Origin of the sequence: Microbacterium forte, from assembly GCF_031885415.1 — a bacterium.
Lineage (GTDB): Bacteria > Actinomycetota > Actinomycetes > Actinomycetales > Microbacteriaceae > Microbacterium > Microbacterium forte.
The window spans coordinates 1919836-1937899 of record NZ_CP116871.1 but is presented as its reverse complement, the minus strand read 5'-3'; the positions used below and the strand labels follow the sequence as shown (position 1 = coordinate 1937899).

Annotated in this window: 15 protein-coding genes; 12 read left to right on the top strand and 3 right to left on the bottom strand. The window is 67.4% G+C overall.

What is annotated here, in order from left to right:
- Nucleotides 1-20 precede the first annotated feature (20 nt).
- A complete protein-coding gene (gene recQ, locus OB895_RS09260; RefSeq protein WP_079112174.1) occupies nt 21-2096 on the top strand; it encodes a DNA helicase RecQ in 2076 nt (691 codons plus the stop codon).
- A 35-nt stretch (nt 2097-2131) separates the two neighbouring features.
- Here recQ and OB895_RS09255 read toward each other — a convergent pair whose 3' ends face one another.
- Nucleotides 2132-3415, bottom strand: a complete 1284-nt coding sequence (locus tag OB895_RS09255) for a TetR/AcrR family transcriptional regulator (RefSeq protein WP_042537931.1) — start codon at nt 3413-3415, stop codon at nt 2132-2134.
- Between the two features lie 134 nt (nt 3416-3549).
- Here OB895_RS09255 and OB895_RS09250 point away from each other — a divergent pair, with 134 nt between their 5' ends.
- From OB895_RS09250 to OB895_RS09225, 7 genes are all read left to right on the top strand, one after another.
- Nucleotides 3550-4848 (top strand): MFS transporter, encoded by a 1299-nt coding sequence (locus OB895_RS09250; RefSeq protein WP_042537930.1) that lies wholly within the window; start codon nt 3550-3552, stop codon nt 4846-4848.
- 2 nt (nt 4849-4850) lie between these two features.
- Entirely contained in the window at nt 4851-6611 is a 1761-nt protein-coding gene (locus tag OB895_RS09245; RefSeq protein WP_194286001.1) for a glycoside hydrolase family 3 protein, read from the top strand.
- A gap of 91 nt (nt 6612-6702) precedes the next feature.
- A complete protein-coding gene (locus OB895_RS09240; RefSeq protein WP_311876936.1) occupies nt 6703-7122 on the top strand; it encodes a hypothetical protein in 420 nt (139 codons plus the stop codon).
- 75 nt (nt 7123-7197) lie between these two features.
- Entirely contained in the window at nt 7198-8013 is an 816-nt protein-coding gene (locus OB895_RS09235; RefSeq protein WP_042537925.1) for a DUF5819 family protein, read from the top strand.
- Nucleotides 8010-8474, top strand: coding sequence for a hypothetical protein (locus tag OB895_RS18245; RefSeq protein WP_376708811.1), 465 nt, complete (start codon nt 8010-8012; stop codon nt 8472-8474). The genes OB895_RS09235 and OB895_RS18245 overlap by 4 nt, the downstream gene beginning before the upstream one ends.
- 24 nt (nt 8475-8498) lie before the next feature.
- The gene (locus tag OB895_RS18240; RefSeq protein WP_376708810.1) at nt 8499-9251 is read left to right on the top strand and encodes an HTTM domain-containing protein; all 753 of its coding nucleotides are present in this window, start codon (nt 8499-8501) and stop codon (nt 9249-9251) included.
- Between the two features lie 150 nt (nt 9252-9401).
- Nucleotides 9402-11471 (top strand): acyl-CoA dehydrogenase family protein, encoded by a 2070-nt coding sequence (locus OB895_RS09225; RefSeq protein WP_042537923.1) that lies wholly within the window; start codon nt 9402-9404, stop codon nt 11469-11471.
- A gap of 93 nt (nt 11472-11564) precedes the next feature.
- Here OB895_RS09225 and OB895_RS09220 read toward each other — a convergent pair whose 3' ends face one another.
- Nucleotides 11565-12584, bottom strand: a complete 1020-nt coding sequence (locus OB895_RS09220) for a hypothetical protein (protein WP_079112176.1) — start codon at nt 12582-12584, stop codon at nt 11565-11567.
- Nucleotides 12585-12710: 126 nt separating this feature from the next.
- Here OB895_RS09220 and OB895_RS09215 point away from each other — a divergent pair, with 126 nt between their 5' ends.
- On the top strand, nt 12711-13757 hold the full coding sequence (locus tag OB895_RS09215) for an NAD(P)-dependent alcohol dehydrogenase (RefSeq protein ID WP_042537918.1): 1047 nt from the start codon (nt 12711-12713) through the stop codon (nt 13755-13757).
- Nucleotides 13758-13781: 24 nt separating this feature from the next.
- On the opposite strand, the gene OB895_RS09210 is transcribed toward OB895_RS09215, so the two are convergent.
- Nucleotides 13782-14243 (bottom strand): hypothetical protein, encoded by a 462-nt coding sequence (locus OB895_RS09210; RefSeq protein WP_153302122.1) that lies wholly within the window; start codon nt 14241-14243, stop codon nt 13782-13784.
- Between the two features lie 303 nt (nt 14244-14546).
- Here OB895_RS09210 and OB895_RS09205 point away from each other — a divergent pair, with 303 nt between their 5' ends.
- The 3 genes from OB895_RS09205 to OB895_RS09195 all read left to right on the top strand — a co-directional run bounded on the left by OB895_RS09205 (nt 14547) and on the right by OB895_RS09195 (nt 17952).
- On the top strand, nt 14547-16262 hold the full coding sequence (locus OB895_RS09205; RefSeq protein WP_079112177.1) for an HNH endonuclease signature motif containing protein: 1716 nt from the start codon (nt 14547-14549) through the stop codon (nt 16260-16262).
- Nucleotides 16263-16631: 369 nt separating this feature from the next.
- Complete coding sequence (locus OB895_RS09200; RefSeq protein WP_052493029.1) at nt 16632-17321, top strand: GntR family transcriptional regulator; 690 nt, start codon at nt 16632-16634, stop codon at nt 17319-17321.
- Nucleotides 17322-17385: 64 nt separating this feature from the next.
- Nucleotides 17386-17952: a DNA-3-methyladenine glycosylase I gene (locus OB895_RS09195; protein WP_042542223.1), complete on the top strand. Its 567-nt coding sequence runs from the start codon at nt 17386-17388 to the stop codon at nt 17950-17952.
- Nucleotides 17953-18064: the final 112 nt, after the last annotated feature.

Below are 18064 nucleotides of genomic sequence, written 5' to 3'. Positions count from 1 at the left end.
GGGGTCGTTACGCTGGAGGGATGCCGCAGACTCCCCGTGACCCGTACGAGGATCTGCCGTACGCAGACGAGCCCTGGGACGGCGCAGGATGGGAGCCCTCCGAGCCGCCGGAGCCCATGGACTGGGAGCCGCAGGGCGCCGGGTTCGAGCCTCCGCTCGACTGGGGTCCCGGTCCCGTGACGCCCGTGACGACGAAGGTCGGGCGGTCGGCGTCCCGCGCGACGGCATCCGCCGCAACGTCCTCTGCGGCATCCGCTCCCGCGGTGCGGCGTGCCACCCCCAGCCGCTATCCGTCGGCGGCCGAGGCGCTGCACACGGTGTTCGGCTACGACGAGTTCCGCGGCGACCAGGCCGCGATCGTCGATCAGGTCATCGGCGGCGGCGACGCGGTCGTGCTCATGCCGACCGGTGGCGGAAAGAGCGTCACCTATCAGGTTCCCGCTCTCGTGCGCGAGGGCACGGGTCTTGTGATCAGCCCGCTCATCGCCCTCATGCACGACCAGGTCGACGCCCTTCGGGCCAACGGCGTCAACGCCGCGTATCTCAACTCCACGCAGGGGATCGACGAGCGGCGCGAGGTCGAACGGGCGTACGTCGCCGGTGAGCTCGACCTCATCTACGTCGCCCCCGAGCGGCTGTCCTCGCCGCAGACCACGGCGCTGCTGCAACGAGGCACACTCAGCGTGATCGCGATCGACGAGGCGCACTGCGTGTCGCAGTGGGGCCACGACTTCCGCCCTGACTACCTCGCACTCGGCGACCTCGGCGAGCGGTTCCCCGGCGTTCCGCGCATGGCGCTCACGGCGACCGCCACCCGTGCGACGCACAAAGAGCTCACCGAGCGACTGAGGCTCGACACGGCGAAGCACTACGTCGCCAGCTTCGATCGGCCGAACATCCAATACCGCATCGTGCCCAAGGTCGATCCGCGCAAGCAGCTGGTCTCTTTCATCCGCGCGCAGCCGGAGGGCTCGGTGGGCATCGTCTATGCGCTGAGCCGCAAGTCGGTCGAGCAGACGGCGACGTATCTCGCGGCGCAGGGCTTCGACGCCCTGCCGTACCACGCGGGCCTTCCCGCCGAGGTGCGGGCGAAGAACCAGTCGCGGTTCCTGCGCGAAGACGGTGTGGTGATGGTCGCGACGATCGCCTTCGGCATGGGCATCGACAAGCCCGACGTGCGCTTCGTCGCCCACATCGACCTGCCGAAGTCCGTCGAGGGGTACTACCAGGAGACCGGGCGTGCGGGCCGCGACGGCGAACCGTCGATCGCGTGGATGGCCTACGGGCTCGGCGACGTGGTGCAGCAGCGGCGCATGATCGATCAGAGCCCGGGCGACCGTACCTTCAAGATGCGGATGGGACAGCACCTCGACGCGATGCTCGCGCTGTGCGAGACGGTCGAATGCCGTCGCCAGAACCTGCTCGGCTACTTCGGACAGGAATCCCAGCCCTGCGGCAACTGCGACACCTGCCTCGAGACGCCCGAGACCTTCGACGGGCTCGTCCCCGCGCAGAAGCTGCTCTCGACGATCGTGCGCCTCAAGCGCGAGCGCAACCAGTCGTTCGGCGCCGGTCACCTGATCGACATCCTGCGCGGGGCCTCGACCGAGCGCATCCGCCAGCAGGGCCACGAGAAGCTCGCGACCTACGGCATCGGCGCCGACCTCTCGGATCAGGACTGGCGCAGCGTCGTCCGTCAGCTGCTCGCGCGCGGCATCATCGTGGCGCAGGGCGACTACGGCACGCTCGCCCCCGGCGAGCAGGCGGTCGGCGTGTTGAAGGGCGAGACCCCTGTGCCGCTGCGCAAGGACACGATCGGGCGACCGGCGTCCTCACCGCGGGTCCGCAAGGCGAGTGCGGCGGATGCTCTCGACGCCGGCGACCGTCCGCTGTTCGAGGCGCTGCGCGCGTGGCGTGCCGAGACCGCACGGGAGCAGGGGGTTCCCGCCTACATCGTCTTCGGCGATGCCACGCTGCGCGCTCTGGCCGAGCACCGGCCGGCCTCGCTCGCCGACCTCGACGGCATCACCGGCATCGGCGCCAAGAAGCGCGACGCCTACGGCGAGGGCGTGCTCGCGGTGATCGCCGCGGCCTGACGCCGTCTGAGGCCTCCGGCAGGACGTCGCACGCGTCAGCGCAGCGGAAGAACGTCGTCGAGATGGGCGCGCAGGTGGGCGGTGATGTCGACCGCGTCCCTGTCGTACAGCCATTGATACTGCAGCCCGTCCCACATCGCGACGAGCCAGACGGCCTCGTGCTCGGGGTCGCGATGCTCCGACAGGTCCCCGTCGACCTGCGCGAGCCGGAAGAGCTCGGCGAAGTAGCCGATGACCTCCTCGAAGCGCTCGGCGAAGTAGTCGTGGGCGGGGTGCGTCGCGGGAACGGCCTCGCACGACAGCACCGCATACACCTCGATCAGGCCCGGCTCGTCGAGTGCGCTGACGCGCGCGCCGGTGGGGAGATCGCGCAGTGCGGCCCCGGCGCGTTCGGGATGCTCGTCCTCGCTGCGCTCCTGAATGGCGCGGTCGCGCTCGGTGAGCACGGCGCTCAGCAGCAGCTCCTTCGAGGGGTAGTGGTGCAGGAGCGTCGACTTCGACACCCCGACAGCCTTGGCGATGTCGCTGAGACTCGTGTCGCCGTATCCTCCCCGCGAGAACAGATGCATCGCGTCCGCGAGGATCTGCGCCCGACGGCGTCGACCGACTGCATAACCGGGCTCGTTGTCGCCAGCGCCCTCGACGAGCGCCGCCGACATGGCGGGCAACGGACCCGCGGCCACGTCTGCGGGTGCGGGCTGGGCAGGGTCGCGCCAACCGACGGGCAGCGCCCACAGCGATTCGCGCTCCTCGAGCATCTGCACGACATCGACGCGGTCGGGAAGGTACTGCGAGATCAGCTGCAGCCCGTCCCAGCCGGCCATGTGACGGGTGGTCTCGTCTGACACATCTCTGCCGGCGTCGATGGTACCGTGCAGCGCCGCGTCCTCGAGCACCTCCGAGCTCAGCTCACGCAGACGGGCGTATCGCTGTCGCATCCGCTCGTGGGCCGGATGCTCGGGGGCCGACGCCTCGCCCGTGAGTGCGGCGAAGAGCTCCAGGTAACCCGGGGTGCGCGCGTTGCGCCGTGCAACGTCGGCGAAGATCAGCTCGCCCGAGTCCGATGCCGCCCCGACCAGATCGAACGCCCTCTCGTTCTCCTCCTCGAATCCGGCGACGACTTCGGCGAGCAGGTCGTCCTTCGAGGCGAAGTGGCCGAGGAGGCCGGGGTGGCTCACGGATGCCGCGGCGGCGATGTCGCGCAGGGACGTCGAGCGGTACCCGTTCGAGATGAACAACTCGCGGGCGGCGTCCACGATCCGCTGGCGCGTGGCCGCGGCGCGCGCCTGACGCGAGCCTGTCGTCGTCGCTGTCGTCATCGCTCCCCCTTCCCCCTCATTCTCTCTCATTACCAGTCGGTAGACATTCACTTACCAAACGGTCGAGATTCGTGTATCGTCTTCCTCACGTCCGGTCGCAGATGACCGACGAACCTTGCCCGAAAGGATCCCCCGTGACAGAGCTGTCATCGGCCGCGACTGCGGCTGCCGTCGGTACCACCGGCTTCAAAGTCCCCGGCACCACGCCGCTGAAGACGCCCCGCGGATATACGCCCGGACTCGCCGCCGTGAACTTCGGCGTCTACCTGGCGCTTCTCACCCCCGTGATGGTGTCGATGGCGTTCAAGATCCAGCGCCTCGACCCCACGAACACCGAGGCGAGCCTCGGCCTCGTGATGGGAGTCGGCGCTGCATTCGCGCTCATCGCGAACCCGCTGGTGGGGCGTCTCTCCGACCGCACGACCTCGAAGTGGGGCATGCGCCGCCCCTGGATCCTCGGCGGAGCGATCGTCGGTCTCGGCGGCTTCGCGATCATCGGCGCCGCGACCTCGGTGCTCGTCGTGCTGCTGGCCTGGTGCCTCGTGCAGGCGTCGATGAACGCGGTGCTCGCTGCAGCCAATGCCACGCTGCCCGACCAGGTGCCGGTCTCGAGCCGCGGCAAGGTCTCGGGCATCATCGGCATCACGACACCCATCGGCATCCTCGCCGGCAGCTTCATCGTGAACTTCCTCCCCGGTGACTTCGAGCGGTTCTTCGTCCCCGGTGCGATCGCGCTGATCCTGGTCGTCGTGTTCGTGCTCACGCTGAAGGATCGTCGACTCACCGAGAAGCCGGCCACACGCTTCACTGTTGGCACGTTCTTCGGCTCGTTCGTTTTCAACCCCCGCAAGCACCCGGACTTCGGCTGGACCTGGCTGACCAAGTTCTTCGTCATGTTCGGCTACGCGGGCATCGCCACCTTCCTTCCCCTGTACCTCGTCAACAAGTTCGAGCTCGACGAGCAGGGGGCGGTCGGCACGATCCTCATCGCGAACCTCGCGTCGATGGCGGCGATGGCCATCTCCGCCCCGCTCGGAGGGTTCCTGTCCGACAGGATCGGCAAGCGGCGACCGTTCGTCGCGATCGCCGGAGTGATCATGGTCGTCGGCCTCGTGATCCTGGCCCTGGCACCCTCGATCCCGGTCGTGATCGTCGCGCAGGCCATCATCGGCCTGGGTGCCGGCTCGTTCCTGTCGGTCGACCTCGCCCTCGCCACCGAGGTGCTGCCGAATCCCGACGATGTCGCCAAGGACCTCGGCGTGCTGAACATCGCGAACGCTCTTCCGCAGTCGATCGCTCCCGCCATCGCGCCGAGCATCATCGCACTCGGGGCGGCGACCCCGCTCGGCGGATACACCACCTGGTACCTGTTCGGGGCGCTCGTCGCGCTCGCCGGCGCCGTTCTCGTCTACCGCATCAAGGGAGTCAAGTGACCATGACGAACACCGATGTCATCACCGCGCGACCATGGCTCGACACGAGTCTGGCGATCGATGAGCGCGTGCAGCTGCTCCTCGATGAGATGACCATCGTGGAGAAGGCCGGGCTGTTCTTCCACACGATGATCGCGATCGGCGACCTCGACGAGGCGAACCCGATCTTCGGCACCCCGAGCGCGCGCGAGTTCGTCGAGGTCAAGAACATGACGCACTTCAATCTGCTGGGTGCCGCGCCCACCGGGCGCGAGATCGCGGCGTGGCAGAACGAGCTGCAGCGGCTCGCCGCCTCGACGAGACTCGGCATCCCGGTCACTCTGTCGACCGACCCGCGGCATTCGTTCAGCGAGAACCCCGGGGCATCGATCCTCGCAGGGCCGTTCTCGCAGTGGCCGGAGACACTCGGTCTCGCAGCCACTCGAGACCCTGAGCTGGTGGAGCGTTTCGCTGATATCGCTCGACAGGAATATACGGCCGTCGGTCTGCGTGTGGCGCTCCATCCGCAGGTCGATCTCGCCACCGAACCACGGTGGGCACGGCAGACCGCGACCTTCGGGGAGGACCCTGAACTGACAGGCATTCTCGGAGCGGCATATATCCGTGGATTCCAAGGCGACTCCTTCGGCCCCGGATCCGTGTCGACGATGACGAAGCACTTCCCGGGAGGAGGGCCGCAACTCGACGGGGAGGATCCGCATTTCCCCTACGGCCGTGAGCAGGTCTACCCGGGCGACGAGTTCGAGCTGCACCTCAAGCCCTTCGAAGACGCCCTCGCCGCGGGCACCCGACAGATGATGCCGTACTACGGCATGCCCGTGGGAACCGAATACGAAGAGGTCGGCTTCGGCTTCAACAGATCGGTCATCACGGGCCTGCTGCGCGAGCGCTTCGGGTTCGACGGGGTCGTGTGCACCGACTGGGGACTGATCAACGACGCCGAGATCTTCGGGCAGCCGTTCCCCGCTCGGGCGTGGGGCGTCGAAGACCTGACGCCGCGCGAGCGCATGCTCAAGGTGCTGGATGCCGGCGTCGATCAGTTCGGCGGCGAGGACTGCCCGGAGCTGCTGCTCGAGCTCCTCGCCGACGGCTCTGTCTCGGAGGAGAGACTCGATGTCTCGGCACGACGGATCCTGCGGGAGAAGTTCGAGCTCGGGCTCTTCGAGGATCCGTTCGTCGACGAGGACGCGGCCGATGAGATCGTCGGCCGCGCCGAGTTCCGTGCCGCCGGAGAGGCGGCTCAACGAGCGTCCGTCACCGTGCTGACGAACGACGGCGCGCTGCCGTTCGCCACCGGGCTCAAGCTCTACGTCGAAGGGATCGACGCCGAGGTCGCGGCGGCCTACGGCGAGGTCGTCGCGACGCCGGACGAGGCCGATCTCGCGGTCATCCGCCTGCAGGCCCCGTTCGAGCAGCGCGACACCATCTTCGAGAACTTCTTCCACGCGGGCTCGCTCGAGTTCCCCGACGAGGTGCTCGATCACGTGCGTGCGATCGCGGGTGCCGTGCCGACCGTGGTCGACGTGCTCGCCGATCGTCCGCCGATCCTCCAGCCGATCACGGATGCCGCGGCTGCCGTCACCGTCAACTGGGGCGTCTCCGCGGCCGCGCTGCTCGACGTGCTGAGTGGCGTCGCCGGCGCGCAGGGCAGGCTGCCGTTCGACCTGCCGAGGTCGATGGCGGCGGTCGTCGCCTCGCGTCCGGACGTGCCCTTCGACACCGCAGATCCGCTCTTCCGATTCGGTCACGGGCTCACGCTCTAGCACTCGCCCGCCCCTCTGAGACCGCCCCGCAGGCATCGACCTGCGGGGCGGTCTTCGTCGTTCCGAGGGCTCGCGGCTGCATGCTGTCGGGATGGCCTTTCGTCCGTCGAAACGTGAGGGGCGCGATCAACCTGCCGATCGGTTGCGTTCACTCGAGCGCGGCGAGAAGCAGACGGCGGTCGGCACCGGGTTCAAGCCCGGCGAGTCCGTCACCGGAGTGATGACCTCCGAGCCGATCGCACTGGGGACCAAGGTCGCCGATGCGCAGGGCACGGTCACCTTCACCTGGACCATCCCGTCCGGCACCGACCTCGGAACCCATGCAGTGACCCTGACCGGAGCGACCTCCGGCAGCGTCTCGGCCTCGTTCCAGGTCGTGGCGTCCGGCCTCGCCACCACCGGTGGCGAGATCCAGGGTGGGTGGATCGCGCTGGCGGCGCTGCTGCTGATGCTCGGGCTCGGGATGACGAGGGTCGCGCGTTCCCGACGGCCGCTCGCCCAGACGGAGTAACGCAGTGCAGGAACGCTGAGAGGTCGGGGGCCGTCGCTGCGGCGGCCCCGACCTGCAGCGGTGAGAAGGATGTGGATGAGCACGATGACTGAGACCTCACCGGAAGTGCAGGATGCGGCGACTGCCGTGGCCGCCCCGCGACCGCGCCCGACCTGGTGGGTGAAGCTCATCGCATTCGCCGCCTGTCTGCTGACCCTGTGGCATGTGGGTGCGTCGTTCCTCTGGATCGCACCGTATTCGGCACTGCGAGAGATCCCCACTCAGGAGGTACTCGCCGGCTACATGCTGCCCATGTTCGGTCAGTCGTGGAGCGTCTTCGCTCCCGAGCCGATCAACGGCGACTACCACTTCAACGTCCGGGCCGTCATAGAGAAGGACGGCCAGGAGATCGAGACCGGATGGGTGAGCGCCACCGACGTCGAGCTCTCGATGATCCGCTACAACCTGTTCCCGCCTCGCGCCGGCATCCAGTCGAGTGAGGTCGCGAGCGGTCAGATGAACGCGTTCAACAAGCTGGACGACGATCAGAAGGCCGTCGTGGGACTCGACTTCACCGAGGAGGGCTGGGAGGAGTGGATGGTGCGCTCCTTCGATGAGCTCGAGGGCGAGAAGCCGTCGACCGAGGCGTACATGGCCGAGGAGCACCTGTCGACCGCCTATGCCACTCAGGTGGCCTATGCGATCTGGGGTGCCGATGCAGTCGTCCAGGTCCAGTACCGCGTGAGCCGCCAGAACGTCGTCCCCTATGCCGACCGCAACGATCCGAGCGCGCAGCGCCCCGATCCCACGTTCTCGACCACCGGGTGGCGGCTGCCTATAGAAGAGGAAGGGCAGAGTCGCGAGAACTTCGCCGACACCTTCCGCGCCCAGTTCGAGAGGATCCAGCCGTGAGCGCGCCGATCAGGACCGCGCCCAAGCGAGACGCGAAGAAGAAGAAGGATGCCGGGTCTCAGACCTCCCGCTCGACGGTGACAGCGCCGGCGCCGGCATCCGCCCCTCCGGCGCCTGCTCCGTCGGTCTCGCCTGCTCCTTCTCCCTCTGCGACACCACAGCCGCAGCTGCAGCCGCCCCGTTCCTTCGTGACGCGTCTGCTGAGCTTCGTCTCGTCGATGATCGGCGGGCTGTGGTCGATGGTCCTCTCGGCGATCGACCGGATCTCTGCGTTCGTGGGGGACTGGCTCTTCAACGGCAAGAAGGCCCTCTACGGCCTGGCGGTCACCCGCATCCTCTTCGGCATCACGGCGATCGGCCTGCTCGCATCGAACTTCGGCACACGTCTCTATACGTTCGGCTCGGGGTCGGCGTGGAACGGCGAGCTCGCCGAACCCGTCAGCGAGTTCCCGAAGATCTGAATCTTCAGCGCGTTCCATGCGGCGATGGGCAATGACGTCCTCTATACCGCTCTCTATCTGCTGCTCGGCGTGCTGGCCGTTCTGTTCGTGCTGGGCTGGCGCTTCCGGATCGTCCTGCCGGTGTTCTTCTGCCTCTGGGTGGGGTTCATCGAAGCCAACGACATGGTGGGCGACCAGGGCGACAACATGTTCCGCATCGCCCTGCTGCTGATGTTCTTCGCAGACCCCGCCGCTCGGTGGTCGCTCGACGCCAGACGTCGTGCGAAGAACGGCGAGTGGTTCGCTCCGGGGAGCCAGCCGGCTCTTCTGGGCACCGTCTTCCACAATCTGGCCCTCGTGGCGCTCACCGCCCAGGTGTGCTTCGTCTACGCCTCCGGCGCTCTGTACAAAGCCGGCGGTGCGCCCTGGGAAGAGGGCTACGCGGTGTACAACCCGCTGCAGACCGCCCGGTTCGGCACGTGGCCGGTTCTGAGCGACCTCGTCACGACGTGGGGGCCGATGGTCGTCGCCGCGACCTGGGGATCGATCATCCTGCAGGTGGCGTTCCCACTGATGCTGCTCACGCGGCCGACGCGTCTCATCGGCCTCGTCGGCATCCTCTCGTTCCACATCGGCATCGGCGTGCTGATGGGATTGCCCTGGTTCTCGCTCACGATGATCGCGATCGACTCGATCTTCATCCGTGATCGGACCTGGGCGCGTCTGAGCTCCGGCACGAGACGGCGGTGGGAGCAGGCGCAGACGGCCCCGCCCCGGCCGTCGGGCGTGGAGGCCTGAGGTCGCGGTCTCGCGCGGACTGTGGTCTGACGACAATCCGTCGGGGCGATGTGCCCGCAGGCAGTTGGAGGATGCGTACACAGCAGTTCGCTCCTGGTTGTGGCACACCTACCATGGGCGTATCACTACTTCCCTCTGAGAGGAACGCTCATGGTCGACGCCGCCGTCCGTCCGAAGACGACTCGCCCCCACACCGACAACGCAGACGCGAACCTGCGGATCGACGTCGCTCGGGTCACCGACCTGCTGATGGGCACGTGGGCCGACACCCGCCGCGAGGCGCGCGAGATGATCAAGGACTCGGCGTTCTGGCGCAAGGACGAACTGGGCAAGGACGAGCACCGCGAGCGCGTGCTCAGCCAGCTGCACCTGCTCGTCGACAACAAGGCCGTGCACCGCGCGTTCCCGAAGTCGCTGGGCGGCGAAGAGAACAACGGCGGGAACATCGCCGGCTTCGAGGAGCTCGTCGTCGCCGATCCGAGCCTGCAAATCAAATCGGGTGTGCAATGGGGGCTGTTCGGCTCAGCGATCCTGCAGCTGGGCACGACCGAGCACCACGAGAAGTGGCTGCCGGGAGTCATGGATCTCTCGATCCCCGGCGCCTTCGCGATGACCGAGATCGGGCACGGGTCAGACGTCGCCGCAGTCGGCACGACCGCGACGTACGACCCCGCGACGGAGGAGTTCGTCATCAACACGCCGTTTCGCGGCGCGACGAAGGAGTACCTCGGCAACGCCGCACTGCACGGCGTCGCGGCGACGGTGTTCGCCCAGCTGATCACGAACGGCGTCAACCACGGGGTGCACTGCTTCTACGTGCCGCTGCGCGGCGATGACGGCATCGACCTGCCGGGCATCGGACGAGAGGACGACGGGCTCAAGGGCGGACTGAACGGCATCGACAACGGCCGTCTGAGCTTCGACCACGTGCGCGTTCCCCGCACCAACCTGCTCAACAAGTACGGCGACGTCGCGGTCGACGGCACGTACTCGAGCGCGATCGACAGCCCCGGCCGTCGCTTCTTCACGATGCTCGGCACGCTCGTGCAGGGTCGGGTCTCGCTCGACGGCGCGGCCTGCTGGGCATCCGCTCTGGGGCTCAAGATCGCGATCACATATGCCACGCAGCGCCGTCAGTTCGACGGGGCAGACGGGCAGGAGGTCGTGCTCCTCGACTACGGCAAGCACCAGCGACGCCTCTTCCCGCGGCTTGCGACGACGTATGCGCAGATCTTCGCGCACGACGAGTTCCTGCAGAAGTTCGACGGGGTGTTCTCGGGTCGCACCGACACCCCCGACGACCGCGAGGATCTCGAGACCCTGGCCGCTGCACTCAAGCCGCTGTCGACCTGGCACGCGCTCGACACACTGCAGGAGGCGCGCGAGGCCTGCGGCGGCGCCGGCTTCATGTTCGAGAACCGCCTCGTGGGTCTTCGGGCCGACCTCGACATCTACGTCACGTTCGAAGGCGACAACAACGTGCTGCTTCAGCTCGTCGGCAAGCGGCTGCTGACCGACTACGCCAAGCAGTTCACCGGCAAGGATGCTGCGGCTCTGGCCAAGTTCGCCGTCGGGATGACCGCGGGCAAGCTCTTCCACGGTGCCGGCCTGCGTCAGTTCGGCCAGTCGGTCGTCGACCTCGGGCAGGTCTCGCGTTCCGTCGAGAACGGCCTGCGCGAAGAGCAGCAGCACCTGCTGCTCGCCGAGCGCGTGCAGCAGATGGTCGCCGACATCGCCGGTCGTCTGCGCCCTGCGGGCAAGGACAAGGTGCTCGGCGCGAAGCTGTTCAACGAGAACCAGGCCGAGCTGATCGAGGCGGCCCGCGCACACGGCGAGCTGCTGCAGTGGGAGGCGTTCACCGATGCCGTCCACCGAGTCGATGACGCTGACACGAAGAAGGTCCTCACCTGGCTGCGCGACCTCTTCGGCCTGCAGCTCATCGAGAAGCACCTCGCGTGGCACCTCATCAACGGACGTCTCTCGACGCAGCGCGCCGCTGCGGTCTCGCGGTACATCGACCGTCTGTGCGCCCGGCTTCGCCCGTACGCCCTCGACCTGGTCGATGCGTTCGCATACGAGCCCGAGCACGTCCGAGCGCCCATCGCGTCCGGTGCAGAGCGAGAGCGCCAGGACGAGGCCCGCGAGTACTACGCGGCGCTCGCAGCATCCGGCGATGCACCTGTGCTGGAGAAGACGCTGAAGAAGAACGCCAAGCGCTGACGCGGCTTTCGCAGAGCTCGGAACCGGCCGGAATCGTGGGATTCCGGCCGGTTCCTTTCTGTCGGAGCCGCCGTCGCGCGGCGGCTCGGTGAGTCACGGGCCGGGCTGCGGCGGGTACGGCGCAGCGGGCGGCTGCTGACCGGGGACCGGCGGGTACGGATGCTGCATCGGCGCTGGTGGGTACTGCGTCTGTGGATATTGCGCGTGTGGGTATTGCGCGTGCACCGTGGTGTCGGGTGTCGTCGCTCCGGGCGCTCCGGGCGCTCCGGCCGATCGCGCGTGAGCGACGACGCGCAGCAGCACCACTGTGAAGGTCAGATAGATGAGTCCGGCCGCGGCTCCTCCGCCGTAGAGAAGAAGGCTCGGTGCGACGGTGTTCATGCCTCGCGGCAGCTCGAAGAGCGCAGGCATCACGGCATCGCGGGCCACGACGAGCAGGATGCTGCCGACGAGGAGCACGAGGGCGGGAACGACGAGTGCGAATCGCGACCAGCGGGTCACGGTGATACCGGCGATGACGAGCAGAGCCCCGGCGACGACTGCGAAGCCTGGCCCGGGGCGCACGTCGAACTCGAACCGCTGCAGGGCGAACAGCGTACCCTCGGCGATTCCCCAGGTGATCGACCAGGCGCCCGCAGCGAGCAGCAGTGGGGCGACGATCAGGCCGACCACGCCGAGCGCGGCACCCTTCGGTCGAGGATCCCGGCGGACGAGGGCGAGCACCAGGCCCATCGCCCCGAGCGCGGCGAGCACCACGAGAGGGAGGCCGTATACGAAGCCGTCGACCCACTCCCTGGGTGCGATGCCGTAGAGCCATGACAGGGTCACGGGAAAGACGGCGACGATCAGCGGCACGATGCTGAGGATGCCGATGGCGATCAGGCCGGCTGAACTCCACACGCCGGTGAGCACGACGAGGATGAGCAGCGCGAGACCGAGGATCTGCAGCAGCACAGGTCCGGTCAGCGACGCGAGGTCGCCGTCGCTGGCGTACGCGAAGAACGTGAGGATCATGGTCTGTCCGCCGACAGACAGCAGGATCAGGGCGATGGGAGTGAGCACGAGAGCGATCACGCTGGTGATCAGTCGGGCGGTCAAGGTCGAGCGGTGCATGGGACTTCCCCTCCGGAGTCGTAGCCCCAACGTATCGATCACACAGGGGTGGCGCACAGGGGTGGCGCACAGGGCGCCGCGAGTAGTGTCGATCTGGCCCACCCGACCCGACCCGAGGAGTCCGAGATGACCCGTGTCAACGCCTACGCCGCACCCAGCGAAGCCGCACCGCTCGAGAAGACCGTCATCGAGCGCCGCGAACTCGGCCCGAACGACATCCTGATCGACATCGCATTCGCCGGAATCTGCCACTCCGACATCCACACCGTGCGCGGTGACTGGGGTCCGCAGAGCTACCCGCTCGCACCGGGCCACGAGATCGCCGGCACCGTCGCCGCCATCGGGGCCGACGTCACGAAGCACTCCGTGGGAGACCGCGTCGGGGTCGGATGTCTCGTGAACTCGTGCGGAGAGTGCCGCAACTGCCAGCGCGGTGACGAGCAGTTCTGCTCCAACGGCGCTGTCTTCACCTACGGCAGCGTCGATCGCGACGGGACCATCACGCAGGGCGGATACTCCGAGCAGGTCGTCGTGACCGAGTCGTTCGCCGTGCGCATCCCCGACGCCCTCGAGCTCGACGTCGCCGCACCCCTTCTCTGCGCGGGGATCACCACGTACTCCCCGTTGCGGCACTGGAACGTCGGCCCTGGCACGCGGGTGGCGGTCGTCGGGCTCGGCGGACTCGGCCACATGGGCGTGCAGATCGCCCACGCGCTCGGCGCCGAGGTGACCGTGCTCTCGCAGACCCTCAGCAAGAAGGACGACGGGCTTCGCCTCGGGGCAGACCACTACTACGCGACGAGCGATCCCGACACGTTCCGCTCGCTGCGCGGATCGTTCGACGTCATCCTCAACACCGTCAGTGCCGTCGTCGACCTCCGTGCCTACCTCGGTCTGCTGGATGTGGGTGGGTCGATGGTCTGCGTCGGAGCCCCCGCAGAACCGCTCTCGGTCAACGTCTCGTCATTGATCGGCGGACGGCGCTCGCTCGCCGGATCGAACATCGGCGGCATCGCTGAGACCCAGGAGATGCTCGACTTCTGCGCCGAGCACGGCATCGCCTCCGAGATCGAGGTCATCTCGGCCGCGCAGATCAACGAGGCTTACGAGCGCGTGCTCGCCTCTGATGTGCGCTACCGCTTCGTGATCGACGCCGCCACCTTCGCGGACTGACGGTCGGAGAGAAGCCCCGGGGTGTCACACCCCGGGGCTTCTCGCTGTCTCCGGGTGTTTTTCCGGGGCGTTCTCCCCGGGGTTTTCTTCTCTGCGGGTCTCCATCCCGCGGGTGCGTTCTCCGAGGGTGTTGTTCCCGGGTTCTCTTATACCGCGTTCTCTGTTCTCGTTCTCTGTTCTCGTCTCTGTTCTCGTTCTCTGTTCTCGTTCTCTGTTCTCGTCTCTGTTCTCGTTCTCTGTTCTCGTTCTCTGTTCTCGTCTCTGTTCTCGTTCTCTGTTCTCGTTCTCTGTTCTCGTTCTCTGTTCTCGTTCTCTGTTCTCGTCTCTGTTCTCCTTCTCTGTTGTCCTTCTCTGTTGTCCTTCTCTGTTCTTCTTCTTCTTCTTCTTCCTCTTCTTCTCCGTCTTCTCTCTTCTCCGTCTTCTCTTCTCTCTCCTCCGTCTTCTCTTTTCCTTCTGTCGTCTCTGCTCCTCTGCTCTCCTCTCCACGTCGTCAGGGCGCTCTCACCCTCTTGAGGTCCGTCCTCGCCGGGTGTTCGCTTCCTGCCCGGCGCTCTCCTCGTCGTCGGAGTGCCCTCTTCCTCCGGGTGCTCTCCCTTCGAGTCGTGTCTCCGTGTCCATTTCCATGTGTCTCTCCCTCGCCGTTCTTTCTCGCTCTCCCGACGCTCCCGTGGCTGTGGTGTGCGCGGCATCGGTGCGCTGTATTGAGAGATTGGAATATGGCGTTGATCTGGGGTAAAAGCGGGCCGTTGCGGGTCTCGAATGTCGGTGGTCCCCGGTTGACTGGGGGGTATGAACAGCACTGCGGAGCTTCTGGATCGGGTCGTCGCCGACCTCGATGCGGTGCTGTCCGATGATGCGCTGGCGGGGTTGTCGGATGCGGACCGGGTCGCGGTGTTGCAGGGGGCGGGGGCCGTGTTCCGGCGTGCCGAGGCGGTGATCGTGGAGACGATCGCGACGGGGGATCCGGGCGACTTTCCGCATTCGGCGGGCTGCCGGGGGCTGAATGAGCTGTTGCAGCGGACGGTGGGTGTGGATGTGCGGGGTGCGACCCGGGTCGACAGGGTGGTCGATCTGGTGCGGCGGCCGATGAGTCTGGCGGGGGAGAGGATGCCGGCGCGGTGGGCGGAGATGCGACTGGCGCTGTTGGACGGGGTAGTCGGGGTCGCGGGGTTTCTGGCGGCAACGGCGCCGATCGAGAAGGTCTGGGATCGGCTCACGGTCGATCAGCGGTTGGCGGCGGATGTCGCGTTGGCGGGGTGCGCCCGCGGTCACGGCCTCGAGGCGGATACGGATACGGATGCGGATGTCGATGAGGTCCCGGATGCGGATGACGACACGGCGGGTCCGTCGCCGACGGCGCAGGATCTGAAGGCTCTGGCGGAGGATCTCGCGTCGATGTTCGATCCGGATGGTGAGGAACCGAAAGACGAGGATGCGCGGCGTCGTCGGGGGATCACGATCGGCCGGGTGAAAGATGGCATGCATGCGATCCGTGGCTACCTGACCCCGGACGCCGCGGCCCAGTTGCAGCTCATCCTGGACGCGATCCTCAACCCCAAGGGCGACGGGCCGCCGATGCCGGGGGTGTTCTTCGCCCCGACCGGGGGCACCGATGCCGACACCGATTCTTGGGACACCGACTCTTCTCCTGCTGGTGCTGGTGCTGGTGCCGGTTCTGGCGTCGACGCTGACGCCGAGAGGGGGCGCGATCCGGAGGAGACCGATCCGTTCAACTCCGACCCGCGGTCTGTGCTCGACGACCGCACCGCGGCTCAGAAACGCCACGACGCCCTGACCGCAGCTCTCGGGATCGCGGCCCGGCACAAGGACATGCCCACCCTCGGCGGGGCATCACCGGTCGTCGTCGTCACCGTCGACGCCAACGACCTCGCCCACCACGCCACTCAGGCCACCGGCGCTGCCTTCGGAGGCGCTGCCACCGGTGCTGCCTTCGGAGGCGCTGCCACCGGTGCTGCCTTCGGAGGTGCCGCCTTCAGAGGCGCTACCTTCGGAGGTGCCGGCGCTGCGGCCGGGGCGCGCGGCAATGGTGGGTGGGCGACGATCCCCGGATCCGGTGCTCATGTTCCCGTCTCCGTCGCGGCGCAGGTCGCGTGCAGCGGAGCGATTCAGCGCGTGCTCATGGACGAGGGGCGGATCATCGGGATCACGACCACGGATCGGATCTTCACCGTGCATCAACGGCGGGCGATCATCGCCCGCGATAAAGAGTGCCTGATCCCCGGATGCCACGTCCCCGCCTCATGGTGCGAGATCCACCACGTCACCGAGCACGCCAGGGGCGGCCCCACGCACACCGATAACGGTGTGCCGTTGTGCTGGTGGCACCACCGCTCCCTCGGCACCTCGGGGTGGGAGATCCGCATGAACGACGGCCTCCCGCAAGTGCGCGGACCGGCATGGTGGGATCCCGCCCAGCAGTGGCGCACCCCACGACTCAGCCTGCCGTCACCCGCTCGAGTGCGCCGCACCTCACTTCGCATCTGAGCGCGTTTCGCTCGATGAACTTCGAGTAGAAGCGGTAGAACACGAGCCCGGAACCCATCGGTTGACGCGCGCCGTCACGTGACACCCTCCCTCGCGTGACACCCTCCCTCGCGTGACACTCATCATCACGTGGCTGTCACCACTGCGTGGCACCCAATACCGAGCACCGAGCACCGAACACCGAACACCGAGCACCGAACACCGAGCACTGATCGCCGCACAGCGACCACTGGTTGTCGGCTCTCCACATTCGTATCTGACGTCACAAGGTGTCCTAGAGCCGAGCCCGGCGGGTTGGCTGGTGACTGTCACAGCGCATCCGGCACGATCCCCCCCACCGGTGTTCGGCACCATGAGAAAGGCAAGACCATGCCCACGGGCTCCCTCGAGGAACAGCTGAGGCCGCAGCTTCTCAGCGGTCTCGCCTACGAGCGACTGCTCGCCGAGATCGTGAGCGGCCGTCTTCCTCCCGGGCAGCGGCTGCGTCTCGACCTGCTCGCCCATGCCTGGGCTGTGTCGCGCACCCCGGTGCGCGAGGCTCTGCAGAGACTGGTCGACATGCGATTCGTGCAGGTGTCGCCGAGCGCAGGGACCCGCGTCGCAGAATGGTCGTCCGTCGACATGGTCGAGCGCGCTCACGTCGTCGGTCGCCTGATCGTCGAGAAGACGTGCAGCGGCCCGCCCGTGCCGATGCGCGAACAGGCTCCTCGGTTCGCCGAAGGCGCCTGTGAACTGCTCGGATACCTCGAACTCGCCGAACACCTCATCTCGCGGGAACTCGGCCGCCTCGGCACGAGGATCGTCCGCGATCACATCGACCCCCTCCGGCTGTTCGTGGACTCGCAGACCGCGAGTCGTCACGGCGTGGACCTCGACGCGGATCGCACTTCGCGCCGCGACCTCCTTTCGGGCGCCCTCGACGCCATCGAGCGACAGGAGCCCGTCGCGGCCCTTGAAGCACTCGACGCGTTCTCGGCATCCTTCATCGACGCGCTCGGATCCGGAACCGCGCGAACCGCCGCTCAGCCGCAACCCCAGACCCCGGACATCTTCTTCTGAGGGCATGCGAGCGCCGGCGCAGCGATCCGTCCCGGGTGTCCGTGGCGACGGCTAGCGTGGACACATGACGTCACTGATCGCCGGCCCCGACCGACGCGAGCGATGCGGCTGGGTTGGCGACGACCCGGAATACCGCCGGTATCACGACGAAGAGTGGGGCACGCCCCTGCATGGGGATCGGGCGCTGTTCGAGAAGATGGCGCTCGAGGGTTTCCAGGCGGGGCTCTCGTGGATCACCATCCTCCGCAAGCGCCCCCGCTTCCGCGAGGTCTTCGCCGGATTCGTCCCTGAGCTGGTCGCCGAGTTCGATGAGTCCGACGTGGAGCGCCTCATGGCGGATGCGGGGATCATCCGCAATCGGGCGAAGATCGAGGCCACGATCGGCAACGCGCGTATCGTCCGCTCGATGGCAGAGGGCGAGCTCGATGAGCTGATGTGGTCGTTCGCGCCGGCGCCCGGCATCCGCCCCGCGTCCTTCGCAGATGTTCCGGCGGTGACGCCGGAGTCGACGGCGATGAGCAAAGAGCTGCGCCGTCGAGGCTTCAGGTTCGTCGGGCCGACCACCATGTACGCCCTGATGCAGTCGGCCGGCATGGTCGACGACCATGTGGTGGGATGCTGGCGCGCCTGACCAGCAGCATCGGCCCAGACCGCCTTCGAGATCATCCATGCCCTCGATATACTCGTTGATCGGGGGGATCGTCCAGCGCAGCGCGCAGGGCGAATGCAGAGCGCGGTCTCCC